Annotated in this window: 21 protein-coding genes; 6 read left to right on the plus strand and 15 right to left on the minus strand. The window is 67.9% G+C overall.

Translation table 11 applies throughout. The annotated features are described in order from the left end of the window. Nucleotides 1–10: 10 nt before the first annotated feature. Nucleotides 11–1,357, minus strand: coding sequence for a hypothetical protein (locus PSQ21_RS15470; RefSeq protein ID WP_274031084.1), 1,347 nt, complete (start codon nucleotides 1,355–1,357; stop codon nucleotides 11–13). Between the two features lie 445 nt (nucleotides 1,358–1,802). Here PSQ21_RS15470 and PSQ21_RS15475 point away from each other — a divergent pair, with 445 nt between their 5' ends. The 3 genes from PSQ21_RS15475 (at nucleotide 1,803) to PSQ21_RS15485 (ending at nucleotide 5,356) form a co-directional block, all read left to right on the plus strand. After that, nucleotides 1,803–2,576, plus strand: a complete 774-nt coding sequence (locus PSQ21_RS15475; RefSeq protein WP_274031085.1) for an aminotransferase class IV family protein — start codon at nucleotides 1,803–1,805, stop codon at nucleotides 2,574–2,576. A 65-nt stretch (nucleotides 2,577–2,641) separates the two neighbouring features. Beyond that, the gene (locus tag PSQ21_RS15480; protein WP_274031086.1) at nucleotides 2,642–3,583 is read left to right on the plus strand and encodes an SUMF1/EgtB/PvdO family nonheme iron enzyme; all 942 of its coding nucleotides are present in this window, start codon (nucleotides 2,642–2,644) and stop codon (nucleotides 3,581–3,583) included. A gap of 471 nt (nucleotides 3,584–4,054) precedes the next feature. Further along, nucleotides 4,055–5,356: a hypothetical protein gene (locus PSQ21_RS15485; RefSeq protein WP_274031087.1), complete on the plus strand. Its 1,302-nt coding sequence runs from the start codon at nucleotides 4,055–4,057 to the stop codon at nucleotides 5,354–5,356. Here the strand turns inward: PSQ21_RS15485 and PSQ21_RS15490 are convergent. The 4 genes from PSQ21_RS15490 to PSQ21_RS15505 all read right to left on the minus strand — a co-directional run bounded on the left by PSQ21_RS15490 (nucleotide 5,286) and on the right by PSQ21_RS15505 (nucleotide 9,443). Continuing rightward, nucleotides 5,286–6,128: a PE-PGRS family protein gene (locus PSQ21_RS15490; protein ID WP_274031088.1), complete on the minus strand. Its 843-nt coding sequence runs from the start codon at nucleotides 6,126–6,128 to the stop codon at nucleotides 5,286–5,288. The two genes, PSQ21_RS15485 and PSQ21_RS15490, sit on opposite strands and share 71 nt — an antisense overlap. 249 nt (nucleotides 6,129–6,377) lie before the next feature. Continuing rightward, a complete protein-coding gene (locus PSQ21_RS15495; RefSeq protein ID WP_274031089.1) occupies nucleotides 6,378–7,220 on the minus strand; it encodes an Eco29kI family restriction endonuclease in 843 nt (280 codons plus the stop codon). Between the two features lie 118 nt (nucleotides 7,221–7,338). After that, entirely contained in the window at nucleotides 7,339–8,133 is a 795-nt protein-coding gene (locus tag PSQ21_RS15500) for a very short patch repair endonuclease (protein ID WP_274031090.1), read from the minus strand. Continuing rightward, the gene (locus PSQ21_RS15505) at nucleotides 8,130–9,443 is read right to left on the minus strand and encodes a DNA cytosine methyltransferase (protein WP_274031092.1); all 1,314 of its coding nucleotides are present in this window, start codon (nucleotides 9,441–9,443) and stop codon (nucleotides 8,130–8,132) included. The genes PSQ21_RS15500 and PSQ21_RS15505 overlap by 4 nt, the downstream gene beginning before the upstream one ends. A 116-nt stretch (nucleotides 9,444–9,559) precedes the next feature. Between PSQ21_RS15505 and PSQ21_RS15510 the strand changes: the two genes are divergently transcribed. Together PSQ21_RS15510 and PSQ21_RS15515 are read left to right on the plus strand one after the other, a co-directional pair. Next, nucleotides 9,560–10,399, plus strand: coding sequence for a GIY-YIG nuclease family protein (locus PSQ21_RS15510; protein ID WP_051874432.1), 840 nt, complete (start codon nucleotides 9,560–9,562; stop codon nucleotides 10,397–10,399). Between the two features lie 83 nt (nucleotides 10,400–10,482). Then, nucleotides 10,483–10,671 (plus strand): AbrB/MazE/SpoVT family DNA-binding domain-containing protein, encoded by a 189-nt coding sequence (locus PSQ21_RS15515; protein ID WP_274031093.1) that lies wholly within the window; start codon nucleotides 10,483–10,485, stop codon nucleotides 10,669–10,671. A gap of 1,501 nt (nucleotides 10,672–12,172) precedes the next feature. On the opposite strand, the gene PSQ21_RS15520 is transcribed toward PSQ21_RS15515, so the two are convergent. The 8 genes from PSQ21_RS15520 to PSQ21_RS15555 form a co-directional block, all read right to left on the minus strand. Then, nucleotides 12,173–12,322, minus strand: coding sequence for a hypothetical protein (locus PSQ21_RS15520; protein WP_274031094.1), 150 nt, complete (start codon nucleotides 12,320–12,322; stop codon nucleotides 12,173–12,175). A 206-nt stretch (nucleotides 12,323–12,528) separates the two neighbouring features. Beyond that, complete coding sequence (locus tag PSQ21_RS15525; RefSeq protein ID WP_274031095.1) at nucleotides 12,529–14,592, minus strand: hypothetical protein; 2,064 nt, start codon at nucleotides 14,590–14,592, stop codon at nucleotides 12,529–12,531. 889 nt (nucleotides 14,593–15,481) lie between these two features. Continuing rightward, entirely contained in the window at nucleotides 15,482–15,769 is a 288-nt protein-coding gene (locus PSQ21_RS15530; RefSeq protein ID WP_274031096.1) for a helix-turn-helix transcriptional regulator, read from the minus strand. Further along, complete coding sequence (locus PSQ21_RS15535; protein ID WP_274031097.1) at nucleotides 15,766–16,410, minus strand: hypothetical protein; 645 nt, start codon at nucleotides 16,408–16,410, stop codon at nucleotides 15,766–15,768. Before PSQ21_RS15535 ends, PSQ21_RS15530 begins: the two co-directional genes overlap by 4 nt. A gap of 119 nt (nucleotides 16,411–16,529) precedes the next feature. Beyond that, a complete protein-coding gene (locus PSQ21_RS15540; RefSeq protein WP_274031098.1) occupies nucleotides 16,530–17,855 on the minus strand; it encodes a hypothetical protein in 1,326 nt (441 codons plus the stop codon). Continuing rightward, on the minus strand, nucleotides 17,852–19,858 hold the full coding sequence (locus PSQ21_RS15545; protein ID WP_274031099.1) for a hypothetical protein: 2,007 nt from the start codon (nucleotides 19,856–19,858) through the stop codon (nucleotides 17,852–17,854). Before PSQ21_RS15545 ends, PSQ21_RS15540 begins: the two co-directional genes overlap by 4 nt. After that, nucleotides 19,855–20,667: a toll/interleukin-1 receptor domain-containing protein gene (locus tag PSQ21_RS15550; protein ID WP_274031100.1), complete on the minus strand. Its 813-nt coding sequence runs from the start codon at nucleotides 20,665–20,667 to the stop codon at nucleotides 19,855–19,857. Before PSQ21_RS15550 ends, PSQ21_RS15545 begins: the two co-directional genes overlap by 4 nt. 169 nt (nucleotides 20,668–20,836) lie before the next feature. Continuing rightward, entirely contained in the window at nucleotides 20,837–22,060 is a 1,224-nt protein-coding gene (locus PSQ21_RS15555) for a helix-turn-helix domain-containing protein (RefSeq protein WP_274031101.1), read from the minus strand. 277 nt (nucleotides 22,061–22,337) lie between these two features. On the opposite strand from PSQ21_RS15555, the gene PSQ21_RS15560 reads away from it, so the two are divergent. After that, complete coding sequence (locus PSQ21_RS15560) at nucleotides 22,338–23,246, plus strand: hypothetical protein (RefSeq protein WP_274031102.1); 909 nt, start codon at nucleotides 22,338–22,340, stop codon at nucleotides 23,244–23,246. 340 nt (nucleotides 23,247–23,586) lie between these two features. Here PSQ21_RS15560 and PSQ21_RS15565 read toward each other — a convergent pair whose 3' ends face one another. After that, nucleotides 23,587–24,753 carry a serine hydrolase domain-containing protein gene (locus tag PSQ21_RS15565; RefSeq protein ID WP_274031103.1) on the minus strand — a complete coding sequence of 389 codons (1,167 nt, stop codon included), beginning with the start codon at nucleotides 24,751–24,753 and terminating at the stop codon, nucleotides 23,587–23,589. A gap of 53 nt (nucleotides 24,754–24,806) precedes the next feature. Then, nucleotides 24,807–26,000 (minus strand): serine hydrolase domain-containing protein, encoded by a 1,194-nt coding sequence (locus PSQ21_RS15570; RefSeq protein WP_274031104.1) that lies wholly within the window; start codon nucleotides 25,998–26,000, stop codon nucleotides 24,807–24,809. Nucleotides 26,001–26,088 lie beyond the last annotated feature (88 nt).

Below are 26,088 nucleotides of genomic sequence, written 5' to 3' on the forward strand. Positions count from 1 at the left end.
GGGGAGGCATCTAGAAGTCGGCGATCTCGACGGGCCGACCGGGCGTGAGCAGAGAGGTCGCCAGGGCTTCGGTGACCTGCATCGGCAGCAGGTGCGCGGCGAGCGAGCTCCGGTTCTCGGTTCCCCGAAGCCAGTTCTCCATGAGCTGCCGGTTGCTGTCGCTGTGGAACAGCCCGTCGAACGTCCTAACCGACGTGTACTGCTCGTCCGGCAACAGGGAGGCGTTCGCCCTGGTGGTCAGCCGGGCGAAGGCGTCGATCCTGTCCGCGTTCTGTCCGCGGGGCACGTCGTAGCAGTGGACGTGCGCGGAGTAGAGGGTCGACAGCTGCGCTTCGAGGTCGACACTGGAGGTGCGGCCGTTCTTGTTGTAGACGTCGTCCGGGAGGTCACGCCAGCTGCGGACGGACGGCGTCGTCTGCTCGAAGGACAGCGTCCCGATGGTCAGGGTCCGCTCCGACTCGACGTCTACCAGGCGGAACGTGGCCGTGATGTCCGTCTCGCCGAAGGCGTTCTCCAGGATCGCGGAGTGCGGCCAGCGGGGGTGTCCGTCCTCGAACCGGCTGGCGGCCGGCTTCGGGATCCGGAGGTGCTGATCGGCGGGGAAGGCTCCGAAGGAGCTGACTTCGAGCCGGAAGCGGCGGTCGGGGAACACGAGCTTGTTGAGGGACAGGCACTGCACGGCGAGGTCCACGTAGTGGTAGGCGCCGTGCATCATCATCCCGTAGCCGTACCGGTAGGGGTGATCGTCCCGCGTCTCGTACTCGTGCTGGAGGTTCCACACACCGCCGGCGGCGCGCAGGTGGAACGAGGTGACGGGGGCCTGCCAGTCCCGCACCCGCTCTTCGAGCGAGCGCAGCACCTCCCCGTTGTAGATGCGGTGGTACCGGCTCAGCGTCATCACGGAATGCTTGGCACCCGTACGACCGGCCTGAGCGATCAGCTCCCGCATGACCTCGGTGATGCGGGACGGCGCGAACCGGCCATCCGCCATGGGCGCCAGGACCGGCTTCTCCACCAGGGAGTCGATCCCGTTCTCGACGCAGAAGCGCAGGTACGCCTCGTGCGCCTGTACCTCGGTCGCGATGTACACCTTCGTCGGCAGCTCGGGCAGGCGGAGGCGCCGTAATGCGGCTCTGATCAGCTCGGGCTGCTTCTGCTGCGCGGTCACGCCACGGCCCGACTCCGGGAGGTAGACGACCTCCCGGGGCTTCAAGTCGACGCCCTGGATGCGCTCCTCGATCGTCGGCCGCTCCGACTCCAGGTCGATGACGGAGTACGAGTCGAGGTGGCCCGCCTCGATGGCTTCCTTGATGCAGGGCAAGTACTTGTTGGCGACGATCTCGTCGAAGCCGACCACGACGAGGTTGTGCCGGCGCGTGGCGGGTCGGGGACCGGGAGCAGCAGCTCGTCCCCTGGGCTCCTCGATAGAGCGGAGGGTCGGCTGCATAGGGATCGGCGTCGATGTCGCCCGAGGCGTTCGAGAGTCGGTTCTCATCCGCGTTGCTCCCACTCGTGCTGTGACTGTTCGGAGCTGTTCCGAAGCAGATCGGACGTTGGTGGCCTTGGCCGTGATCGCCTTCTTCTGAAGATCGCGAAGGTGGCGTACTAGCCGGAGACGGAGCTGTCCTCCCCGGCGCCAGCGAGGAGGCGGCGGGGGCTCGTGTTCACACCACAAGGCTGCTGTCTGGGCCGCCCCGTCGGAACGTCCTCCCACCGCCCCAGGACCGAACTTTCACCGAACTTAGGCGCCCTACCAGGCCGTTCATAGCCGAGAGGCGTGAACCAGGTGGCACGCTGGCCGCATGGCAGAACTCAACGGAGAACCGGTCGAGCCGGCCCAGCTTCAGAACCTGGCCCTGACCAACTACGGCCACTTCACCTCCATGCGAGTGGACGACGGGCGCGTACGTGGCCTGTCCCTGCACATGGAGCGACTTCAGCGCGACTGCCGAACGCTCTTCGGCACTGACATCGACCCGCAGCGCGTACGCGAGCTGGCCAGGCGTGCCGCTCCCTCCACCGGATCCACCACGGTCCGCGTCACCGTCTTCGACCCCAGCCTCGACCTCGGCCACCCGGACAAGGCCGACGACCCGCACATCCTGGTGACCTCCCGGCCGGCGGGCGCCCTCCCTCTGCCGCCGCTCAAGGTGCAGTCCACGACCTACGTACGCGACGTACCGAGCGTCAAGAGCGTCGGCCTCTTCGCGACCCTGCACCACCGCCGTCAGGCACAGCTGAACGGATTCGACGACGCCCTCTTCGTCGATCAGGAGCACGTGATCTCGGAGGGAGGCACCTGGAACATCGGCTTCTTCGACGGAAGCCGCGTGATCTGGCCGAACGCCGACTGCCTCGTCGGCGTGACCATGGACCTGCTGAAGGCCGCCCATGACCACGAAACCCGCTCGGTCCGCCTGGACGACCTGACGAACATGCGGGCCGCATTCGCGACCAACGCGGCGATCGGCGTCCGCGCCGTCAGCGCGATCGACGGAATCGAGCTGCCCGAATCGCACGCGATCATCGACACGCTCCGCAAGGAGTACATGGAGATCGAGGGCGACTTGTTGTAACGCTCCGAAGCCGGGCTCCCACTGGCTAGGCTGGACAGGACCGTCCAGCAACAAGGAGTCCTGGGGTGGCGACAGTTGAGCGATGGTCCGGACTGGAGGTCCGGGCCTTACGCGAGGCATCGCGGATGAGTACGGAGGAGTTCGCGGCACGCCTCGGTGTCAGCGATCGCATGGTGTCCAAGTGGGAATCGCGCAAGGACACGATCCGGCTCAGGCAGGTGAACCAAGCGGCTCTGGACACACTTCTCGCCGGCTCCGCCCCCGACGTCCACGAGCGGTTCGCGAGCCTCGCCCGCTCGCTGGGCACGGTGCTCCCCACGCAGGAAACCCCAAGCCCAGGGCCCCAGCCTCAGCAGCACCAGGTCCGCCATCCTCGCGACGGCAAGAAGATGGCCTTGGTCGAGGCCGGCACGTTCCTGTGCGGCGAGAAGAACGAGCCTGTCTGGCTCCCGTCCTTCTACATCGACGTCTTCCCGGTCACCAACAACGACTACGCGCGGTTCGTGGCCGCCACCGGCCACGAACCGCCCCAGCACTGGCACCGCGGCAAGTGCCCGGAGGCCATCCTCGATCACCCGGTGGTCTTCGTGACCTGGCACGACGCCTCGGCGTACGCGGCGTGGGCGGGGAAGGAACTGCCGACCGCCCAGCAGTGGGAGAAGGCGGCCCGTGGCACGCGCGGCGATGCATACCCGTGGGGCAGCAACGCCACCCCGGCCAAGTGCAACTCCCGCGAGAGCGGAATCGGCTCCACGACCCCGGTGAGCCGCTACCACAGCGGAGTCTCCCCGTACGGCGTCTACGACCTCTGCGGCAACACGTGGGAGTGGTGCTCGACCCGCTCCGAGCCTGGCCGCTACGAGCTCAAGGCCGGCGCCTGGACCAGCCCCTTCGCCCGCGCCACCCCAGCCGTCTTCAACGACGCCTCCACGGAGATGCTCGACGACGACACCGGGTTCCGCTGCGCGATTCCTGCGACAGCGGTGGAGATGCTGCTCGGCACCTAACGCTCAGGCAGTTGACGGTCGGGAATGTCAGCGTTCCGCTTGTGAGCGCTCGGTGGGGCCGGTACGACGGTCCCCATGTACCGATGGTCGCCGCTCAACGATCGACAGTTAGCCATGCTCACCCGGATCAAAGCGGGAACGGATCCCGTTACCTCCGGGAGCCCGGAACTCGCCGTCACCGCCCGTGCTCTCAAGAGTCGGGGGCTCATCACCATGCCCAAGCACGGCGGGAGGTGGCAGGCGGAGATCACCGATGACGGTCGCTTCTACCTGGAACACGGCCACCACCCGGACCGGCCCGAGCCAGCTCCTCGCAAGCAACGACCGGTGGCTGCCGAGCCGAAGCCGGAGGCTGCGGCACCTCCCCGAGAGCGGGTGACACCCCCGCCTGCGGCAAAGCCGGCGCCAGCGCGCCCTGCGAAGCCGCCCCGGCAGTCACCGGCGGAAATCGGCGCGGCTTTGATCGCGGAGGTGCAGAAGGCCGGCCGGTTCCTCCGGATCCCGGATCCGGACGCCGAGGAGCGGGCCCGCTATCGCCGGGCGTTCGACGCCGCGCGGCAGTGTGCCCCGGACGGCTTCCACCTGAAGTACAGCGGGCGGGCAAAGGGAGACTTCTTCCTCGGACTACTCCGAGTGACGGGCGAGGACGACACCGAGTGGAACCGGATCCGCCTGGCGCGCAGCCGTGTGATCACCGACGTCGAGGACGTGATCGCTGCGGTCACCGCGGACCACAGCGCCTTCGAGATCTCGGACGAGGTCCTCCCACGGGTGCTTACCTTCCTTCGGCTCCTCGCCGAGCAGGCCCTCGCGCGGCACGGCGATATCGCGGTGTCGAAGAAGCGCAGGCAGGTGCGACCGCTTCTCACGGTCCACGGCAGGACGTACGAGATCAGCTTCAAGGAACGGCAGAAACAGGTCCGGTACGTGCCCACGCAGCCGGGCCGACGGACGTACGACTGGCAGCGGGTCACCCCGGCCCACCGGCTCGAACCGTCCGGCGAGCTGGAGCTGCAGGTGGCCCAGCAATCGGGGTACAGCTACGGCTACCGCTACGGCTGGACGAAGGAATGGTCCGACACCGCCAAAAAGCCGTTGGAGGAGCAGATCGACGCCGTCCTCCGTGCGCTGAAGGCCCGCGCGGAGGAAGAGGAGCAGGCCCGGCTGGCGCGGGAGGCGGAACAACAGCGTCAGCGTGAGGAACGGGAGCGGCAGGAGGAGGAACGCCGCCTGCGAGAGGCAAAGGAAGAAGAGGCGCACCGTCGGCGGAAAGCGGAGAAGAAGGAGCGTACGCGGCGAGAATGGGAAGCGGCGGTCGGCGTCGCGACGATCAAGGCAGTGGACGCCGTACGGGTTGACCGATTCGGCACCGCCCTGGCGCATTGGCGGGCCGCAGGGGAGATGCGGGCCTTCTGCGCCGCGCTCGACGAGGCCGCCTCCGCCTCGAACAACGCCCACGAAGCCGAGCGGCTTCGCGAGTGGTCAGCGTGGGGGAAAGCGGAGGCTGACCGGCTCGACCCGACCGTGGCCGGCAGGAGCCTGACCGGCCACAGCCTCCACGCGGAACCCACGGACGACCAGCTAAGGCCCTTCCTCGACGGCTGGCACCCGCAGCGGCCAGAGAAGGAGAAGCCCCCGAAGCAGGAAGAACCCACGGCGGAGGCCGAACCGCCCAAGCCGGAGCCGGAGCGGTGGCGCGGCTTCACCGACGAACGTCTGGACCAAGGCTGGAGATATGGACCCCAAGGTCGCGCTCAATGGTGGAGGCGATGACGCCGTGCCCACGGTCACGTAGGGCCTTCACCGACTTCTCCACGAGCTTCCCGAGCCGGACAACCTCCTCGCGCAGGGCGACCAGCTCGTCGTAACGCTCGGCCTTGTCCTGACCACACCACTCCCGGACGGTCCGCAGAACGGCCGCTTCCGCGTCCAGCTTGCGGTCGTCCCGGCGGCTGTACGAGTACCAGGAGGACTGCGTGCGCTCCTGATCAATGGCCTGTTGCCTGCGGTCCACCTCCGGAAGGATGTCCTCGGCAAGGCGGACGGCCACGACGCGCGCGATGCGCTCAGTGACCGGCCACCCCGCCAGGCCGAGGCCGTCGCGGTTCTCGTAGACCATCGGGTCGCTTCGCAGCTCCGCAGCATCCATCCCGACCAGCCGGGCCCCCTCTTCGAGGCGGCTCAGTTCCAGGATCCCGGCGTCCGAGACACCTCGGCGCAGTCGCAGCTTGCTCCTCGGACGGACGAATCCGAGGACCATCCGCGCGGCCTCGATGTCTGCGCTCCCACGCACCTCCCGCGACGCCACGGCCAGCGCGAGCTCACTTGAATCGTCCGCACGAAACGCTTCAACGTCCTCCCAGCGCGCCACAAGACAGCTTGGGTTGACCCACTCCTGCAGCCCCGCGTCATCGCCTTCGAGGAACCGGATGTGAAGCCAACCAGTCCTGCCACGCCCACCCACACGCACGATCTCGACCCTGCGAACCGTGCTGCCCAGTTCCTTGGGCCTCGCTCGGAAGCCCCAGTGCTGACCCAACTCCATGTGTCCATTGAGCCAGGTCTCCTGCCCGCACGATGCGGACATCACCGAAACAAGGCTGATGGAACTGCGCCGCAGGTCGTGAGGAAGCCAGTCCGCTTGCCGAGCTGCACGAGCAGGAAGCCTTGCAAGCTAACGGCTCGGTCCGGCGAGGCATGGCCATGGGGATTCATCGGGGAGCAGGCCCGACCGACCGCTACGAAGCACTGCGCCAAGGAGCGGAAAGCCCCGCCGGAATCGGACCCTCAAAATTCATCCCTCGAGAGTGTCAAGAACAGCTTCCTCTACAGTTTTCTGCTCTGGAATGCCACTCGACTTCCATTCGATATCACCAAGGTCGACCCCGAATCGAAAATTTTCTTCCAGGAACACATCCTCACGGAACACCAGAACAGGCTTAGGCCCCTTTCCCGGACCTTTAGCTTCCTTCCAGATGATCTCCGCAGGGCGATTCCGGAATTCTTTCAGCTTCGCATCACGCTGGTCACCCGCATCCATCAGCGAGATTTCGATGCCATCCAGGATGAGCTCCTCCATTTCGACACCGCTGTAACTGCGGTTACAGAGAAGCCCGGCCGCCCGCTTCCGCCCCGGATGGATAGAGTCCCAGACCGAGCGAGCATTCCTCCGCCCCTGACCTGGAGGGTTCCCCCCGAATCCGGTCATCACGGTATTCCAGAGGACCGGACTGTAGGCGCGCAGAAGGGCCCGTTCGCCCAAGACGATCCAGATATCATCGAGGGTCAGGCACCTAACATCGAAGTCCGAAGCCTGGAGATTGGAAGGCTCTTTGATGCTTCTGCGGTGATCGATTATCCGGTCGAACAGTTTCCGTTGAGTCAGGTTCGGCGGATCTCCGTAGCTACTATCACCAGCCGAAGCCTTCCCCACGTAAATGGGGATATCGGTACCCTTCAGGCCCTTGTAGATCGCAAGGTCGCCCTTGTAGTAGAGCGCATAGAGCCCGGCACCTGGGAACGGCTCTACCTGGTCCAGTGGCACCCGTGGACGACCGTCCATCTCCTCCCGGAGATTACGGCCGAGCAAGTCAAGGCCCAACGGATTGAACTGTGGGGATGCGGGGCTGGGAGCCATGGGCGGGATCCTACCCACGAGCGGAGACGCCCCGACCTCCAGGGACCGACAACCTGTCAGATTCGGGCCCTACGCCGAGCGCCGCTGATCCGGGCAAGCTGTGCACAATAGGCGCGTATCACCCCGATTCGGGATGACTTACCGGCGAGCCTCGCACGGCTCCTATCACCCTCGCGGCTGCCGCGTCAGCGTCCTCGTGCTCCCAGATACGGACGACTGTCCAGCCCGCCTCTCGCAGGAGGCGATCCGTCTCCGCGTCCCTGATTCGGTTGCCCTCGATCTTGCTTCGCCAGAACTCGGCGTTCTTGTGTGACTCCCGAAGGTGGTCCGGGCAGCCGTGCCAAAAGCAGCCGTCGACGAACACCGCGACCTTGGGCCCAGAAAAAATCAGATCGGCGGTGCGGCGCAAGGTGGGCAGCGGACGTGCCGCCACCCGATAGCGAAGCCCCTGTTTGTGCAGCAGGGAACGGAGCCTCAGCTCGGGTCGGGTGTCCTTGCTCCGATTGGCCCGCATCACCGCGCGTACGGACGGCGAGGAAGCCCAGGAGCCTTCCGCCGGCGGTTCCTCGGTGAGAAGGCCCTTCTCCCAGGCCATCTTCCAGCCCTCGGCGAGGTTCGCGGCCCGGGTCTCGTGCTCGACCTGTCCGAGGTAGCGGGCCGGAGACTTGCCGCCATCGGACCAGCGCAGGTACGCGCGGATGCGTCGCGTGTCGGGAAGCACCTTCAACTCCACCGACGCCCGGGCGAACCGCCCCTCGCCAAGATCCACAGAGCGCCTGTGGCGACCACCCGCAGCCCGGTCCTGTTCGGCCGCGATGACAGCCCGGGTCCTACCAGCCCGCCCTTTCCACGCCCGGTCCGGCGGCGAGTCGTGCTTCCAGCCGCTCTGCGCCCTGCTGGTGGGCCCGGTCACTTCTGTCGCTCCTCCGCCTCGTCCAGGACGGTGGCGACCGCCTTCGCGAAGACCTCGCCAAGGGCAACGGGTACGGCATTGCCGAGCTGGCGCATCTTCTCCCCCCGGGGGCCCTTGAGCTCCCACGTGTCGGGGAACGTCATGACGCGCGCGGTTTCGCGGACCGTCATGTACCTGTACTTGTACCGGACGCCGCCCTGAGCGGCCTTGTCGGCCACCAGCTCGTCCAGGAGCATGACCGACTCGCCGCCGGGCACACCGTGAACGCCGGCCTTGACCGTCTTCGCCGGGCGGTCGAGTTCGTTGGGGGTGTGCCCGTCGTAGATCCGGGCACCGGGCCAGCCGATGTGTTCCGTGAACCCGCCGAGGAAGTGCTCGGTGCGGTCCAGCCACTCGTCCGGCACATCCGGCAGGGGCTTGTTGTCGCCGATGCCGGCGATCGCGTCACGCAGGGTGTACCAGGGGAGCAGGCCGTCGTCCATCGGCATGGTCTTCGGGAGCCGGGCCATGACCCACTCGCGCACGTGGGTGGGCACATTCGAGTGCCGCTCCCAGTAGCTCCCGTCCTCCATGGACCGAAGCAGAGCAGACTCGGAGTGCGTCGGCTTCACGAGCTCCTTGAACAGCTCAAGGTCGACGTTCAGGTCGCGACGGAAAGCAACAATGATCACGCGGTTGCGGATCTGGGGCACCCCGTAGTCGGCAGCGTTCACCGGCATCATGACGATGTCGTACCGCTTCTTGGGGTCGTCCGGCTCCTTCTCCCGCCGCTCCAGCAGGTACTCGTAGTGCTGCTCCCAGGTACGGTCGCCTCGCTCCTCGAAGGGCAGCTCCAGCTCGCGCTGGATGTAGTCGAAGTAGCGGCGGAACGAGGGCCTGAGCAGGCCGCGCACGTTCTCGCAGATCACGGCCTTCGGCTGGATCTGTTGGACGGCCTTGAACATCTGGGGAAACATGTTCCGCTTGTCCTCGTCGCCCTTGGCGACGCCGCCGAGGCTGAACGGCTGGCAGGGAGGACCTCCGGCGAGCACGTCCACCTGGCCCGCCAGATAGTCCATGTCGAGCTCTTGGACATCGCCCGCGACGAGGGGCACCTTCTCGCCAGGCCCGGGGGCTCGGGTCGGCTTCTGGCCGTCGGGCAGCCGCTGGGCCCCGTTGGCCTCCAGGGTCTCGCATGCCCGCTTGGCGAACTCGTTGAAGAGCAGGGGGCGGAATCCGGCGCGGTGGACAGCCATGGCCAGACCGCCAGCGCCAGCGAAGAGCTCGACGCCCGTGCGGTCCTTCTTTGATCCTTCTTGCAGTTCAGCCATTCCAAAAGCATACCGCGGAGTTGTAGATCTTCAAGCCATTTCGAGGTGAAGGTTCGGCCACGTGTGCAGGCCACCGATAGGGTTTCCGGGATCATGTCGACCAAGGGAGTGGACGAATGGTGCCGGTGGTGGGCTCCGAGGACGGAACGCAGTACCACAAGGACTTCACCCTGAGCATCACCAAGGCGCTCGGCGACCAGTTGGCGTACGCGCTGAAGAAGCTTGGCCGGGCGCCTCTCTCCGAAGAGAGCATCGCGCGACTCAAAGAGAAGCCCGGGGTCTACCAGCTCTACCTGAACGGGAAGTTCGTCTACGTCGGCAAGGCCGACAAGTCGCTGCCGGCCCGCCTCGGCAACCATCTGCGCAAGATCTCTGGGCGTCGCAACATCTCCCTGGATGAGATGGCCTTCTCGTGTCTGTACGTGGCGGAGGACTTCTCCGCCCTCGCCCCCGAGCAGCTGCTCATCACACACCACAAGGGACAGGGCGACATCCCCTGGAACAACAACGGCTTCGGCAACAAGGATCCGGGCCGTCAGCGAGACAGCACGGTCCTTAAGCGGAATCACTTCGATGTCCTGTTTCCCATTGACCTGGACCGGCCGATCGAGGGTCTGCAGGCTGGCGAGACGACGCTGCATGAACTCCTAGAAGCGATCAAGGCCGGCCTCCCGTACATCTTCAGGTATGGAAAGTCGGCGGAGTTCAAGGCTCGAAGCGTTCACGTGCCATCGGCCGCGATGACCGCCGACGAGGTCTTCCAGCTGATCTCGGCGGAGATACCGGACAAGTGGCAGGTCGCCGCCCTCATGGGTTACGTGATCATGTACGACGACAGTCCCAATACGTACAGGAGCGCGTGGCGGTACTACCGCCACGGCGAGCGCATCAGCGCCGTGCCTGAGGCGGACCCGGCGGGGGTTGTCGAAGCCGAGCCACCGTCGATGGATGACTGACCCAGCTGACACAGACCAGCACCGCAGTCAGCAGTCGAAGCGGCGGGCGTAGATCGCGAAAGTTCCGGTGCCACACTGCCGGGATGATCAGGGAACCTGCCGAGACCACCGTCTCCGAAGCCGGCATCGTCGAGATCCCCTTGGGGGTACTCGCGGAGGCCGGACTGTCGCCAGGAGTAGCCGTCGTCGTGTACAGCGACGGAGATGGGCGCATCGTGGTCCGTCGGAAGGAAGACGCGATCCGCGACCTGCTGGAGAACGGTTCGCTGTGATCCAACGGTGGCCGCGTGGTTGCAGTTCTGGTTGCATTCACCCTCGTCCGCCCCCGTCCGGACGAGGCCGCCTCGATCGCTCCGCCGCAGGTCAGGACGGGTACGGCCCCCGCCGGACCCCCGTACGAACATTTGGAAAGCGTGTTGGGGGCAACCCCTCACGAGTTCGAATCTCGTATCCTCCGCCATTGCTCTCACCGGGCAATACGTCGAAGGGCCCCACCGCTTGCGGTGGGGCCCTTCGACGTATGGAGTCTCAGTTGGCCTCGCGTCCGGATAGGTGACCCGTCCGTCACGGTGGCCACCCGGAAAAAACGGTGCAACCGCCGGGCAGCACGAAGGTGGACCAACGCCGCAAACTCCTCCCCCGATGTCGACATCACCTGGAAGTACCTGCTCGTCGGGGAGCAGGACGTCGAGGACGCACAAGAGCCCTGAGGACTCTCGAAGGGCTTCGGCCGGTAGTCGGCCAAGCTGACTGGCCACTTCGCACTGGCTCGGTCGCCAGACAGGAGTGCGCATCTGATGGACTGTGGTGGGACCCCATGTTCGTGGGGGGGGCACAGGCCCTTCAGCCAGCTAGATCGCCGTATTCCCCAGGATTCTGAGCCCGGCCGACAGCCTGTGCACATGTCTCCACGAAGCCGTGCGCGGCTGCCGCCAGGTTCGCTGCTGGAACCATGGGCCTCGACCACCCGCCCCGGCGACGCACAGTGTGCCAACGCACCGGGAGGCCGGTGTAGAGGTCGGCCTCGAACTCCCAAGCCGGGACGGACCACAGCTCGGGGTAGCCGGTGTTCACGCAGTGCCCGCCAGCCAGGAACAGCGCTTGAGCGTGGTGACCGGCGCGACGGTCAGGTATCTGATCACGTACAGCCATCGCATTCTCTGGGCTGTGGTGCTTCCACTTCTCCCTGTCCCGCTCCTCCACCTCGGAAGAGGGTTCGTGGTGATCGGCACCCCACTGAGTGGTGACTGCCTCCGCGAGCCAGCGGTGGGCGAAAGCCACGAGGCGCTCACCGAGCCGGGCAACGTACACGATCTGTTCGGCCGGAGCGGTGGTGTTGCTCGCACCAGCGGCGAAGCTCTCCGGGGTCGACGTGGACTGAGCGGTTCCGTCCCCCAGAGCAAGCCGCCGAACTTGTCGGCGGTGTCCTTGAGGACGCGGCTGGTCAGGTGCAGGTAGCGCCGGCGCATCCGGGCGAACATGCCGGGCTCCCAGCCCGTGATGGCGCCGACCTTGGCCACCGCTCAGTTCCGACGCTCCGAACCAAGGGACCAAAGGACCAAAGGACCAAGAGAGCATCGGCATCCTCAAGGAAGCTTGCGGCACCGACACCTAGTCCGGCGTCGGCCCAGCCGTCGAGACCGTGATCACGAACGACCATGCTGAATTGGCACTGCCCCATGGACGCTGGCAGAGCGGTGCAAGCGCTTCAAGGACGGACCGATAGGGCTCGTCTGCTGGTCCTGGCACGTCGCCAGGACCAGCAGGTGTTCGTCAACGGCCGGAGATGCGCGGGAGCGCCTTGTTCCGCATGGGGCCAGCGGCGATACCGACGCGGCCTTCGATCCGGCGGACTGTCTCGATCGGCGTGGCGTCATCCAGCGGAATGACATACACGGTCGTCCAGTCGAGGGTTCTGTTCACGCCCCTGAGGTGCTGGGCAATCCGCCGATGGACGCCGACGATGGTTGAACCGACGTAGAGGATCCTTCCTGACCAGGCACACACAACGTAGACCGCCTTACGAGGGCGGACCGGGATGTCGGCTGCACACGGGTAGGGGCCGGAAGGCCCGTCGCGGTGCAGCTGGTCTCCTGCGTACGCGGCGAGAGAGGCAAGTCGCTGAGGCCTCATGAAGCGGTCTCAACGGCGTCGGAATCCTCTTCCTCCCACGCCTCGACGGCACCGTCCGGGTCTTCCAGGAACTCCGCCGTCCAACTGTCGTCACGCCGGGCCGTGGCTCGACCGCCCTTGCGGTTTCGGCGCTTCCAGGTTCGGCCCCAGAAAACTAGATCCTCGGTAGCATCGTCCAGAATGCCCTTCCACTCACTAACGTGATTCAGGTCAACACCGACCGTTTCGACGTGGTCGGCCCCATCCGCAGCCTTCACCGCCCGCAGGGCAGCCATGGCCTCCTCGACGCTCCGCACGGCAGATCCGAGTACTGCAGCAGCGTCGCGCAGCGCGTCATCCGGAGTGTTCGTGGAAGAGGGGCGCGTCGGCGAACCGGCCTTGGGGAACGTCGAGCGCAGGTAGACGTCGTTGAGGGTCTGGTCCTGTGCCCGGTCCTCGGTGAGACGGATGGTGCCATCCTCGTTCACAGCCCGGAGGCCACGACGCCCATCGCTGTGGTCAACGATGGCTCGGTGGAGCTGGTGGATCCCAAGACGCGACGAGAGCATGGTGTCAATGACCTCGCCGGGCCGCCGGCGATCGTCCGCATTGGGATTGTTGTTGGTACCACGGTCGGCCCACAAGGACAGCGTCGCGATAAGAGGGTAGGCGGCTCGTGCGGCGAGTTCCAGACGCGACCCTCCGGGGGTACCTGCGGGATCGTCCTCGAACTCGTCCAGGGCGTCAGCCAGTACGTCATCGGCGGAACGGTGCGTAGGGTTGAAGTGGTTGTCGCGCACCGACACGAAGCCGTGTTGCATGTAGCGGCGGATACGGTCTGGGCTGGTGCCCTCACCCGCCACCGACCTCACGATGAGTGCCACGGCCAGCTTGACTCGGAAGTTCTTCGTGATCCGCTTGCGCGTCGACTGGCGGGTTACAGCATCGCGAATCGCGTCACGCACAGCCTGGTCATCACGAGTGAACAGAGCGATGATCTCCGCTGCCCGGATTGCCGGGTCAGTGGGCAGATGGGCCTTCTCCGCTTCCGAACGGCTGATCGCACCAGCGAGCCATCGACGACGCAGGGGCGTGAGGATGCGCCGGTCCTCCATGACGGTCAGCGCCTCGTCCGCGAGGGATTCCAACTCAGGGCCCTCGCCCCACTCCTTCGGGGCGTCGACGTGACGGAGGGCCACCAGGGACTTCACTGCCGACGAGAACCGGTCGGGCCCGCCCGGGAGGGGCTTGTATCCGACCAGAATCAACGCCGGCATCGTTTCGCAACGCAGCGCCTCAGACTGCTTGACCGTAGGCCCCTGCTCGAGAGCGGTGTTCAGTTCCTTGATCCTGGACCGCATGGAGGCATCAGCCTCTGCCTTCACCACCATGTCGACGCTGTTGCCATCGCCCAGAATGTCGTGTGCGGCGGTGGTACGCGACGAACCCTCTGCAGTGGTCACCGCCCACAGGTCGGGGATGTCCTCGGCGGTGTGGATGTAGCGGTTGGCTACCAGCCATACCTCAGTGAGCACCCCCTGATTGCGGATCGAGTACCGCCAGTCGTTCGCGTCCAGCACCGCCCGTGCCGCAAGCGCCGAAGCCCACGTCATGTGCTCGGCCGACTCGACTGTGACTTCGAGGTGCGGCGTGGTACCGGTGCTGGTGGGGTCATCGACTGGGGCGAACCGCGACTCCTCGTCCGTGCCCGGTTCCACCGCCACCGGGTGGCGCCTGGCGTCGCCGATACGCGGGTTTCGGATGTCTGGCAGCGTACGCCGTGTCCACACGCGCGCCCGGACTGCGAGAAGGATGCCACCGGTGATCGCCAGTTCCGTGGGGATCTCGATCGAGCGGCGAAGCTCGGCCGGGTCCACGACGGCGTTGGCGATGGAGAAGGCAGCGTCTGAATGGATACCAAAAGCGTCCACGAGCTTCTCGGCAGCCTTGCGACGGGCAGCGATCGGCGCCAGCTCAGGAAGCCTGTTCACCGGCCGCGGCGGAACATGGTCGTGAATCGCGGATGTCTCTTCGAAGATCGCGGTCATGATGTGGTCGCCCTCCTGGGCGTACTCAGGCACGCCGAAAGGGCACGGAACGAAGAACCACAGGCGTCCGCATACTCCCGGGGTGCCACACGGATGTGGACCATGCCCGGGAGTCAGACAGCAATTGCCGTCAGGCGCATCCCCTCAGATTTGATCAGAGCAAGCCCTGACGTGATCTTCGGCGGCAACATGATGCTCGACAGGGCCTGCGGCGTGAGGAAGCATGCCTCCACGTTGCCTACCCCGAGGTGACCTCAGAGCGACCCTGCTTCGCTTCATGCGTCGCAGGCGACACGGACGCTACCACATGGCTGTCAACTAGCCTGGCTTGAACGGAAATCACTCGCCCGGCCAAGAAGACGAGCCCCCAGCCACCGCACGGGAGGGCGGACGCCGTCGGCGTACGGCTTGATGGTCGGCGGTCGCGGTGGTGGTCCTCACCGCCGTGATGGCAGGCGTCCTGCTGTGACCCCGTGGCGACGCCCCTTCCGGAAACGCCTCGTCGAAGGTCAGAGCCTTGCACCGGCCCCCGGAAACCAGCGCCTCGCCCCCGCCCCGGCGCCCGCCGGATACTGGCTGAAGGAGGCCCCTCAAGGTCTCATCGACCCGACCGGGCCGGCGGACCTGATGATCGACGTCGCCACGCTCGCCGGCGCTGCCCCGCTCCGGCACGGGCGTGAGGCCGTGGAGGCCCAGAGCCGCGACAACCGGACTACAAGCGAGCACGGATGGACGAAGCGACCTTCCAGGGACAGCGTGCGGGACACTGGGAATTCACGTTCGAGGGCCCTGTACGCGATTTCCGCGCGGCGGAACTGGCGTTCACCGGCACCGACGGGGAGCCGGCCGCCGGAGTAGCGGTGCAGGCCGGGCCGGGGTGGTGCACGTCCCTTACCGTGCACCACCCCGGCCCCTCCCCTGCTCAATACCAGGTGTCGGACCGAGCACGTGCGATGCGCGCACCCGTTTCGAAATCGTCGTAGTGCACGCGCACGTCCTGGATTCCGAGAGTCCGCATCAGGTCAGCCATCCGCACGACGTACCGACGCCCGATTCTCCTTACGGGACAGGGGAATTCACCGTTTCTCGCCCGCTTGTACGCCGTACTCAGACTCAGGCTCAGCGCGTCCGCCGCCATGCGCATCCCCATCTCCGCCGGAAGCCCGAACACAGCGGAGAAGGCGACCGACTCATCACGATGGCGCTTCATCGGTCGGCCCCCCACATCCCGAACAGGCCCAACTGCCCTCTCACTGAGGTCTGGACGCTTGGGCCCGCTCGGCGGCGACCACGCTGACGAACCTGGCGCACATGGTCCAGCAAGCCCAGTCGGTACGCCAGCGAGCCCAGGCGTTCTCCCTGTGCCTGCTGAGCGAGAGGCCTGGACATCCTCTCGACGCGTACGACTTCATCGCCCGCGATCGTCAACGGATCGGACCATTCCGGCTCCTGCACGGTTCCCCACTCCCCCACCGGGGTCTCCTCCGGACTGCGGCGGCCCGTCCGCCAGCCGGCGGCGAAGGCCGCATCGACCAGGTACTGCTCAGCGAGCGATGTGTCTGCCCGGCCAAGGGTTTGTACGCCCTCCAGCATTCCTTGCAGCAAGGCGGAACACACGTCGGCGTGCTCGGCCCCGGTACGGCGGGAAAGCGAGTACGCAGCTCCTCTCAAGCGGGGTGCGAGCAGCCACACGGCGACAAGCGTCCAACTCCGTCCGCCCTCACCCTCGTCCTCGCCCTCCGAATCCTGCCGGATGTGGCCGGCAATGTGCCGCCAGTGAGCGATCCGGTCGGGGTGGCCCGGTGCTGCTCGGAGGGCCTGGGAGCGCAGATCGTCCAGTGAGATACCCACTCGACCGCAGTGCGGCTCCGTGGGTGGGCCCGAACCACTGCACAGCGGCTGCATCTGGTCGTACCGCTGCTCCACGGACCTGCAGATGCGGGTGAAGACATCGGGGACCGGGCACGGGCTCATCGCTCGCCCCCGGGCCACTCCGGGCCGGGGCCGCTCTGTGCCCATGCGCCGGGGTCGAACTGACGGGTGGGACCGTTCACTTCGGCGGCGATGCCTTCCGATTCCGTCGACCGGCTCTCGGTGCTCGACGGTTCCGCCGCGTCGGCCGGGTGGTCGGCAGCGTCTGCGCCGCGTGGGGGCGGCGGCCAGGAGGCGGGTGTGGCCGGAGGCGGATCCTCCGTAACGGTCTCCGAGGATTCGGCAGGAGGGCGTCCGCCCTCGTGGTCGCTCCGGCGCATGTGCCTGCGGATGTTCTCCGCGGCCTCCGGCCGGCCCGCCGCGTCCGACGTACGTGCGAGGCGGTCCAGGAACACCCTCGTCTCGTCCGACCCCTCGGTGAACCCCTCGCTGTCCAGCCAGGCGGCCAGGAGATCCGCTGGAGGTTCCTGTCCCGCTGCCGAACGGGTCGGGCCATGGCACGGCAGGGTCTGCCCGGCGCCCGGATCCGGGTGGTCGAACCCGCTCATGGGCTCGCCTTCCACCGGCTCCCCGCGGCCCCGGAGCAGATCCCGGTACTCCTCGGGGATCTCCTCGTCGTTGGCGGCGGCGGACAGGACCGTCAGAGGAGCGATCATGTCCACCGCACGCTCGATCTGGTCCTCGTGGCGGGCCATCCACCAGACCACCGCGTTGCCGGGGCTCCGTAGAGCATCCTCCCCCAGGTATTCTCTGAGGTTGCGTTCGTGCTGTCGTCGGCTCTCCCAACTGCCCATGGTCTTGCGCAGCCCGTCCATCTCTTCCAGGTGCTCCCTGTCCCTGGGCCGCAGGACCAGCCGGATGTCCGTGGCAAAGGCCTCCACCAGCCCCGAACTGTCGAGGCCCGATGCTCCCAGCATTCCCTCCAGCGAACGCTCCAGGAACGTGCACCGGCCGGGGTTCTCGGTCAGCGTCATGCTCTCCACACGTTGCAGAACGGACGTCGCGGCCAGGGCTGCCGGGTTGCCGTGCGACGAGGGAACGAACCTCCCGGCGGGCCGCCACCAGACGGAGGCGGAGAACAGGAAGGGGCAGTCCTCAACGGCGCTCTGGACAGGCACCACCACGATCGACGTCTCCTGGTAAGGGACTTCGGCCGGAGCCTGGGGAACGGACTCGTCCAGGTCCGGGGCCGTGGCACGTGTGCCCTCCGCACGCGACACCCGCATATCGATCAGCAGAGCCCCGGCGATGAGCGCAGGCAGGAGGAACCACACCCAGAGCGGACGGCCGAGCGTGACTCCGACCGCCAGGGCGGTGGCAACGATTCCGCCGGACATGAGGCGCGTGATGTGCTGGGTACTCATGGTCCTCCCTTTGTCCCTCGCGCACCCGAAGCGGAGGTGAGGCCTCCGACTCCTTGTGCGCGATCGATCTCCCGGCAGAACCGGTCGGCGGTCCGCGCGCGGTCGTCGCGCTGGGCCCGGAGCCCCTCAGGCATGTCGACGGGCTCCGAGTCGGCCCAGTCGCACGTCGTCACATAGAGCTGGTTCAACAGGTCCCGATCGCCGTAGGCAGCCAGCAGCAACGCGTTCAGGACCTCCTCCCCCGCCTGCCGAAGCGTCAGGGCGGCGAGCCAGCGCTGCACCGGCGGGGACCAGGCGCGCGCCGGCTTCCCCGCCAGCACGGCCCGCCATGCGAAGACGAACGCCTTCCAGGGCGGGTGGACGCGCAGTTCGGCAGGGTCGAGCAGCGCCAGAAGAACCTCCAGGCCGCCGTCCGCCGGTCCCGCTCGCGGCAGAAGGCGGTGCACCAGCCGCCCGTACAGCCGGCGGTTGCCGCGCGCCAGCTCCAGGAGGGCGGAGCGGGCTGCCGCCTTGATGCCTTCGGGGTTCTCGTGCCGCAGCGCGAGATGCCTGAGCCGGACCATGGCCTGCTCCGGATGGGTGACGGCCATCACCTGCCGGCACACGACCGTCAGCACTCGCGCGAGATCGGGCGCTAAGCGCGCCGTCGTCACCCACTGGTAGACGTGCGAGCGGAACCGCGACCCGTACCGTTCGTGGCTGAGGCCCAGTTCGAGTGCCGCCGCGGCCTCGGCCCGCAGACGGCCCTCTGCCGAGGTGTGGGTCCATCTCTCGATGAGCAGGTGCAGATCATCGGGTCGATCGGTCATCAGGGCCTGTTCCGCGAATCGGGCGACCAGACGCGCGCGGTCCTCCGCCCCGAGGCCGGGAAGCTCCATGCATTCGCCCACCCAGTCCCGGAAGTCCGCGCGAAGGTCGGGAAAGTTCTCCCAGAAGTGCCGTCTGACCGCATCGTCGTAAGCGAGCCTGACGAACCGCACCCGCCCGTCGTCCTCCCGGGCCAGGGACAACTCCTCGAACTGTTCGCCCAGACCCGCCCGGGCCAGTCTGGGCGTTTCGTCCTGAGGATGCCCCAGGACGCCCAGGAGGCTGTGCGCGGCGCTCAGCACCGTGTCCGCCGGTCCGCCACTCGTCATGCTCGCCGCGAGCAGCAGTGCTCGTTCCTCTGCGCCTCGGTGCTGTCGCAGGTCTCCGGCCACCTGCTGCGACCAGTTGGTCGCGGCGGCCACGGATTCGTCCCGCCAGTGCTCGAAATTCGTGCCGCGGCCGGCCCGGTCCCGAGCCTGGACCACCAGGCCCGCCAAGCGGTCCAGCTCCCGCATGGGAGCGGTCCCGAACAAATGGGGCAGGTCGCCATGGTCCAGCTGCTCGTGCTCGAACCTCACGCCTCGCACCCTCAGATGGCGGCTGAAGACCGCCCGCCCGTTCGGCCGTTCCAGGTGCACGGCCAAAGGGGCGAGTTCCGCATCGAGCATCCATTCCAGGCCGGACGGAGTCACGGCGACCAGCCGGGCACCGCTCTCCTCGACCAGCGCGCGGTACGACATGAGCGTGCGCTGAGCGGTCGGGTAGTCACTATCGCCGATGCTCGACAGGTCCAGCAGATAGCGGTCGTCCGGCGACGGGTCCGGGGGCTCCTCCTCCCTGGCCGTGGGCAATTCCTCGATGCGGCTGCCCGGCACCGACGCCTCCACCAACAGCATGGTCGCCGTGGAGCGTCGGCCGATCCCGGGCGGGCCTTCCAGGAGCACCACCGCACCGGGCCGCGCCAGCCGGTCGGCCGCCCGGGCGTATCCGCCCGGCCATACGAAGCACTTGGCGAGCCGCCGCCGGTGCTCGCGTACGATCTCCCGCCGATCGACCCCGGCCCTGACCAGAGGTTCTCGGGGGCCGATCGAGTAGTAGTAGGTGTTGTTCTGGTCACCGCCACCGCTGTGTACCGGTCCCTGCGGGTCGCTGATCGACGTGCCACCCGTGCCACCCGTGCCACCCGTGCCGGTCAACGTTCCTCGTCCACAGGTCGCCCGTTCCGGTCCGCCCTCTGCCGGACTTCCCCGTGGTTCTCGCCCACGTACTGCACGTTGCCTCCGTCGCCGGAGATGCGCGGGCCCAGGTACTGCTCACGCGCCTGATAAAGGTGCCCGCTCCCGGTGTGGACCGGGCCCTGGGGCTCGCTGACGAAGGTTCCGGAAAAGTCCCCGTTGAGATTGCCGATCCCGCCGCTCTGGCGGTGCTTGATCACCCTGGCCTGCATCCGGGCGTCTCCAGCCCCGTCCCTGTCGGTACCGCGGTCGTCGTCCGACGGTGCCGAACGGGTCCGGTAGCCGTTGCTCCGCGCGGCGCTTCCCAGTTCGGGCAGCAGTTCCACGAGGTCGTCGGCCAGCCCCGTCAGGTCAGCGTCCGCGTTGCGGTGGCTGAGCCGCCGGTACTGGCAGGAAGCCAGGGCTTCGATGTCGCCGGGAAGGTCGTCGGTGCGCAGCCTCTTCGCGCCACCGACCAGCAGAGGGATGACCACGGCCCCGGTTTCGAGCGCTTCCCGGATCTCCCGCCGGGTCCAGTCGTCCTCGTCCTCCAGAGGGCTCCGGCCGCCGGGGGCTCCCGGCTCCAGCCAGCGGGGCCCCATGACGGCCAACAGCACGCTGCTGCGTCGGACCGCGGTGAGCAGTTCCTGGGGGAACCGGCTTCCCAACCGGATGGACTTGCTCGCCCGGAAGACATTGCCATTGCCGAATACCCTGGAGAGTTCCCTTTCCACGAGTGTGGCAGTGGCTTCCTCGTCGTTGGTCCGGTAATTCACAAAGATCAAAGGCATGCGGAATTCCATTTCTGTGTGATGTTCCCATGCGCGACGGAAAGGCAAAGTGATGCCAGTGGGATACCGAAGGCCGGAGCCGAAGGGCCCGATCCGGAGAAACTCCCCGGTATGACGAAAAGCGGCCGAATTGCCGTGCTGCCGAGACTCCTGTGGCCGGAAACAGCCCTCAGTGACCAGCGCCGAGTACGTTGGCAAGTGCGGGCCGGAGCCCGCGCACCGCCGGGTTTCCACGGAACCGTGACCATTCACGGTCCAGCCGACGCACGTCCGTACGGACAGTGGCCGAGGGAACGACGCTCATGAAGGCCAGCAGTTCGCGGGCTGCTTCGCAGGAACGCTCGATCTCACCCGCCGCGGCGAGCGCCAGCGCGTGCCGGAGACCGTACCGGGCGCGGGTGTTCAGGGCATGGGGTGCGATGCGCCGGCACTGGCGCTCCAGCACGTCGGCAGCCTGCCGGGGGCGGCCCAGATCGTAGAGGCACCACCCCTCCACCATCGAGACCGGGTCCTTGAGCTGGGTGGTGCCGAGCACCGGACCATCCGATGGGTCCACGGCCGCCGCCAGGAGATCGCGTGCCCGTTCCAGCGCTCTTCCACAAGCCCTTTCGTCGCCGGCGAGGGCATGGCCCTGAGCCTCGCGCTGGGCTGCCAGACCTCTGACTCTGGGGGGCGCGGCGCTGCGCTGAGCCTGTCGGGCGAGCGCGATCGTCCGGGGCGCATCCCCGTCGTAGTAGGTGACGAGCGCACGGCGGACCAGCGCGTAGTCCGCCAGATTCCTGTCCCCTCCGGCCTGCGCCAGCTCCACGGCCTCAGCCGTGGCGCGCAGCGCGGTGATCTCGTCCCCGTTCTCCTGGGCCATCCACCCGATGTACTCGGCGAAACGGGAGGCCGTGACGAGCAGGCCGGCCCGGGAGGACCCCGTGGTGCGGGAGGCCAGCGCCGTGACGGTGGAGGTCTGCGACCGGAGAACGGGCAGCATCGCGGCGGGCGCAAGGCTCTGGCCCAACCTCTTCATCTGGTGCAGTTGTTCCTGGAAGAGGGCGCCCGGCGGCAGGTCCTGGTCGCCGACATGACCGGTCCCGCCTCCGTCCGCCATGCGGGCGGCGAGCAGGGAGCCCACCCCTGTGAGGATCACGCGGCGGCGCGCGGGCCTCGGCCTGCTTCCGGCCGACTGATCCTCCGCGGAGAACAGTCGGCGCAACCGTCCACCGGCATTGAAATAGGCGTCACAGCACTGGGCCAGACTCATCGTGGGGGGATTCATACCCCGCTCGATCTTGGAAAGATGCCCGGTGCTGTAGGTCGTGACTTCAGCCAGCTGCTTGAGCGTCATTCCGGCGTCCTCACGCAGCCGACGCAGCTCCGCACCGAAACGTAACGGGACGTCCATACTTCCACCTTTCCAGCATCCTGTACGGCCGAATTACCCCTCGACCGCCTCCTGAAGGAGATTCTGGCACGGTCGCCCGTCGTTCAGCCGCGTAAAGCGAAGTTTCATGTTTCCTCCTTCTGTTCGGGCACGGGAAACCAGTGCGCAGCCCATGGCCCCGTACTGTGACTGCGTCCCCGCAATCAGGCGTTCGACATGCAGGGATCCTTCTGACGCCGATTCCGCGCCCCAGCCCTTCAGAGATACGAAATATCAGGTTCCGCATCGCACGATTTCCGTGATCACCCCTGTCGGCCGCACCGGTACGACACGGAACAGACCAACTGGGAAGGCGACGCCCCGACAGTCGGAGCGACCGAGCTGGCTTCCATGCTGCGTTCCGTGGCCCGGCAGGAGCCTCAACGGTTCGTTCAACTGGCACTCACATTCGACGAGACAGTTCCGGCTCCTGCCTTACTCCCCGGACACCGCCCTCGACCTGGCGGAACGCCTCTTCACCGACGTACGCGTCGACCTCCACGAGGCCCGGACCACCCACTGGCTGCTCACCCGGGTCCTGATCCGCGACACCCGGCGCTTCGCACCGGAACTCCTCCGTGCGCTCGCCGGCCCGGAGGGAGCCGCCCGGCACGCCGGAGCAAGCTGGGCGGTCCTGAGCATGAAGGGGCGCTTGATCCCCGGGCTGCCCACCGACCCGGCCGGGCTCGCGACGGCGGCACGCCAGGGCGCCGCCGAGGTGGCCGCTGAGGACCCCGCGTATGGCACATCATTGCTTCAGGGCATGTTGCATGACAGCGATGCGGCGGTACGCACAGCGGCGGCATGCGCGATGACCGACGTGATGTCGCTGTCGCCCGCTGCCGCTGACGGCCTTATCGGCGCATTCCTCGGCAGTCCCGCCCTTGCTGAGCACCCCGAGACGCTGGCCCGTGCTCTCGCCAAATCGGCCGCCCGGCTGCCCTCCCGGGCGATCGAGGCATGCCAGGCGCTGGCAGCGGTCTCCGAGCGGGACGCCAGAGAGGGGCGACGCGGATACGCGCTGACCCAACGGCATCTGATCGAGGCGGTACTCCGCCTGTACCGGCAGGGGGATACAGAGGTCCGCGCGCAGTGCCTCGACATCATCGACGCCCTTTATCGCACCGGCGCCCACGGACTGACCGCCGCGCTCTCGGGAGAGCGCTGACAGTTCTCCGGGGCCCTGGGACACCTCAGAAGTCGAACACCGCCTCAGGGCGCGCTGACTCGATCGACGAGTTGGCACGGGTCAGCAGCAGCCGTGCCGCAAGAGGCGGCTCCGTGGTTGCGGTCTTGGTTGCGTTCACCGACGTTCGGCACCATCCCCGGTGCCAACCCGGGCCCTGCACCGCTACATGCTCCGGCCGGGTGTGCGGGACCCGGGTTCCGCGGGTTTTCGGCGGGGATCCGGGCGGGGGGCGGCAGGGTGTGGAAGGCCCGGGCCCGCGCGGGCCCGACCGGGATGACGGTCGGGCCCTTCGGCGTTCTCGGTACGGCCTCGGCCGGGTTCAGCGGCACAGGGCGGTGTCCACCGCGCGTTCGAGAGTTCTGCGGGCCGTCTCGCCGGTGAGCTGCTCGGTGACCGTGATGGTGGCGGCGCGGCCGTCGTCGGTGACGCCGCCGCGGGTCTCGTAGCCCGGGAAGCTGCCGCCGTGGCCCCAGGAGAGGCCGCCGCACGGCAGTGGTCTGCTGACGAGTCCCAGCCCGTAGCGGGCGCCCGGGCCGAAGGTCGCTTCGGCCGGGACCGTGGAGCGCATCCGGGCGAGTTGGGCCGCGGGCAGCAGGCGGCCGGTCAGGAGCGCCCCGAAGAAGCGGTTGAGGTCGGAGCCGGTGGAGATCATCTGTCCTGCCGCCCAGGCCCAGGAAGGGTCCATCTCCGTGATGTCGCGCAGTGGCGTGTCCGCCGACTCCTGGTAGTAGCCGTGCGGATGGGGCCCTCGGATGCCGGCGTCGCCGGGGGCGGGGAAGTAGGTGTGGCGCAGCCCGAGGCGCTTGATGACGCGCCGGTCGATCTCGTCGGCGAGCGGGCGGCCGGTGACCTTCTGGACGATCAGGCCGGCGAGCACGTAGTTGGTGTTGCTGTACTTCCAGCGCTTCCCGGGTGCGAAGTCCGCCGGGTGCCGGAGTGCGGTGGCGAGCAGTTCACGGGGGGCGTAGTAGCGGACGTCGTCCCCGAGGCGGCTGGTGTACTCGGGGAGTCCGCTGGTCTGCTGGAGGAGGTGGCGGACGGTGATGCGGCGCCCGTCGATCCTCTTCCCCCGGACCAGGCCGGGGAGGTAGGTGTCGACGGAGGCGTCGAGGCTCAGCCGTCGCTCCGCGACGAGCTGGAGTACGACGACCGCGACGAAGGTCTTGGTGTTGCTGCCGATCCGCACCTGCCCGTCGACGGGTACCGGCGCGCCTGTGGCCAGGTCACCGGTCCCCGCGGTGTAGGTCCGGTAGCGGCCGCCGGGGCCCTTGACGCTCGCCAGCGCGGCGGGCGGCCCGCCGTCGCGCACCAGGGCGTTCAGGCTCTGCTGGACGGTGTCCGGCCCGGCGGCCGAGGCGGCGGGCGGGGCCAGGGCTCCCAGCGTCATGACACCGATGGCCACCGCGGCTGCGGCGGGCAGGAGCTGTCGCCGCGTGCCGTGTCGCCGGCCGGGCGGCCGGAACAGGTGCCGTTCCTGTCCACGCATGAGTCGACTCCTGGGGGGCCGGTGGTGGTCGTTCGGGTCGCCGGTGGCGTGATTCAGCCGCACAGGGCCCTGCTCACGGCGTCGCTGACGTGCCGTGCGGCCGTCTCGTCCGTCGGGATGCTGGTGACGGCGACGTTGGCGGCGCGGCCGTCCTCGGTGACGCCGCCCCGGGTCTCGTACCCCGCGATGTCGCCGCCGTGGCCCCAGTAGACGCCGCCGCAGGGCAGGGGCCTGCTCGTGAGCCCCAGCCCGTAGCGGAGGCCGGAGGTCCCGGCGGGGACGGTGGTGCGCATCTCGGCGAGCTGGGCCGCCGGGAGGAGTCGGCCGGCGAGGAGCGCGGTGAAGAAGCGGTTGAGGTCGGAGTTGGTGGAGATCAACTGGCCTGCGGCCCAGCCCGCGGAAGGGTCCATCTCCGTGAAGTCGCGCAGCGGTCCGTCCGCCGGGCTGCGGTGGTAGCCCCGGGGGTGCGGCCCCCGGACGGTCATCTCGCCGGGGGCGGGGAAGTACGTGTGGCGCAGCCCGACGCGCTGGATGACGCGCCGGTCCATCTCCTCGGCGAGCGGGCGGCCGGTGACCTTCTGGACGATCAGGCCGGCCAGGACGTAGTTGGTGTTGCTGTATCCCCAGGTCTTCCCCGGTTCCGCGTCGGCAGGGTGTTCCAGGGCGAGGTCGAGCAGCTCGCGGGGCTCGAAGTACCGGTTCCTGATCTCGGTGTCGTCGAGGTGGATGCCGTACTCGGGGAGTCCGCTGGTGTGCTGGAGGAGGTGGCGGACGGTGATGCGGCTCCCGTCGATGCCCTTCCCGCGGACGAGGCCCGGCAGGTAGGTGTCGACGGACGCGTCGAGGTCGATCTTTCCCTCGCCGACGAGCTGCAGCACCACGACCGCCGTGAACGCCTTGGTGTTGCTGCCGATCCGCACCCGGCCGTCCCTGGGCACCTTCGCGCCGGTGGCCAGGTCGCCGACCCCCGCGGTGTAGGTGCGGGTGCGGCCGTCGCGGTCCTGGACGCTCGCCAGCGCGGCGGGCATCCCGTCGTCGCGCACCAGCGTGTTCAGGGCCCGCTGCACGGCGTCCGGCCTGGCGGCAGCAGCAGCGGCCGGGGCGGCGGGATCGGCGGTGGCGGGCGGGGCGAGGACGCCCAGCGTCATGACGCCGACGGCCACCGCGGCGGCGGCCGACCAGCCCCGTCGCCGCCGGCCGTCCCGCCGGGTCGAGGAACGGAGGTTCTGTCCTGTCCGAACACGCATGATGCAACTCCTGGAACGTCGTTTCGTCGAGGCACGATCGTTGCTTCCGGGGCCCTTCGACCGCATCGCGGGAAAGCGGGAGAAGTCG

The organism is Streptomyces sp. MMBL 11-1 (genome assembly GCF_028622875.1).
Lineage (GTDB): Bacteria > Actinomycetota > Actinomycetes > Streptomycetales > Streptomycetaceae > Streptomyces.

Excerpts from the sequence above, each read along its gene's own strand:
- PSQ21_RS15475 (WP_274031085.1), top strand. The coding sequence starts at position 1,803 with ATGGCAGAACTCAACGGAGAACCGGTCGAGCCGGCCCAGCTTCAGAAC.
- PSQ21_RS15490 (WP_274031088.1), bottom strand. The coding sequence starts at position 6,128 with ATGGAGTTGGGTCAGCACTGGGGCTTCCGAGCGAGGCCCAAGGAACTG.
- PSQ21_RS15495 (WP_274031089.1), bottom strand. The coding sequence starts at position 7,220 with ATGGCTCCCAGCCCCGCATCCCCACAGTTCAATCCGTTGGGCCTTGAC.
- PSQ21_RS15505 (WP_274031092.1), bottom strand. The coding sequence starts at position 9,443 with ATGGCTGAACTGCAAGAAGGATCAAAGAAGGACCGCACGGGCGTCGAG.
- PSQ21_RS15510 (WP_051874432.1), top strand. The coding sequence starts at position 9,560 with ATGGTGCCGGTGGTGGGCTCCGAGGACGGAACGCAGTACCACAAGGAC.
- PSQ21_RS15515 (WP_274031093.1), top strand. The coding sequence starts at position 10,483 with ATGATCAGGGAACCTGCCGAGACCACCGTCTCCGAAGCCGGCATCGTC.
- PSQ21_RS15530 (WP_274031096.1), bottom strand. The coding sequence starts at position 15,769 with ATGAAGCGCCATCGTGATGAGTCGGTCGCCTTCTCCGCTGTGTTCGGG.
- PSQ21_RS15540 (WP_274031098.1), bottom strand. The coding sequence starts at position 17,855 with ATGAGTACCCAGCACATCACGCGCCTCATGTCCGGCGGAATCGTTGCC.
- PSQ21_RS15550 (WP_274031100.1), bottom strand. The coding sequence starts at position 20,667 with ATGCCTTTGATCTTTGTGAATTACCGGACCAACGACGAGGAAGCCACT.
- PSQ21_RS15555 (WP_274031101.1), bottom strand. The coding sequence starts at position 22,060 with ATGGACGTCCCGTTACGTTTCGGTGCGGAGCTGCGTCGGCTGCGTGAG.
- PSQ21_RS15565 (WP_274031103.1), bottom strand. The coding sequence starts at position 24,753 with ATGCGTGGACAGGAACGGCACCTGTTCCGGCCGCCCGGCCGGCGACAC.
- PSQ21_RS15570 (WP_274031104.1), bottom strand. The coding sequence starts at position 26,000 with ATGCGTGTTCGGACAGGACAGAACCTCCGTTCCTCGACCCGGCGGGAC.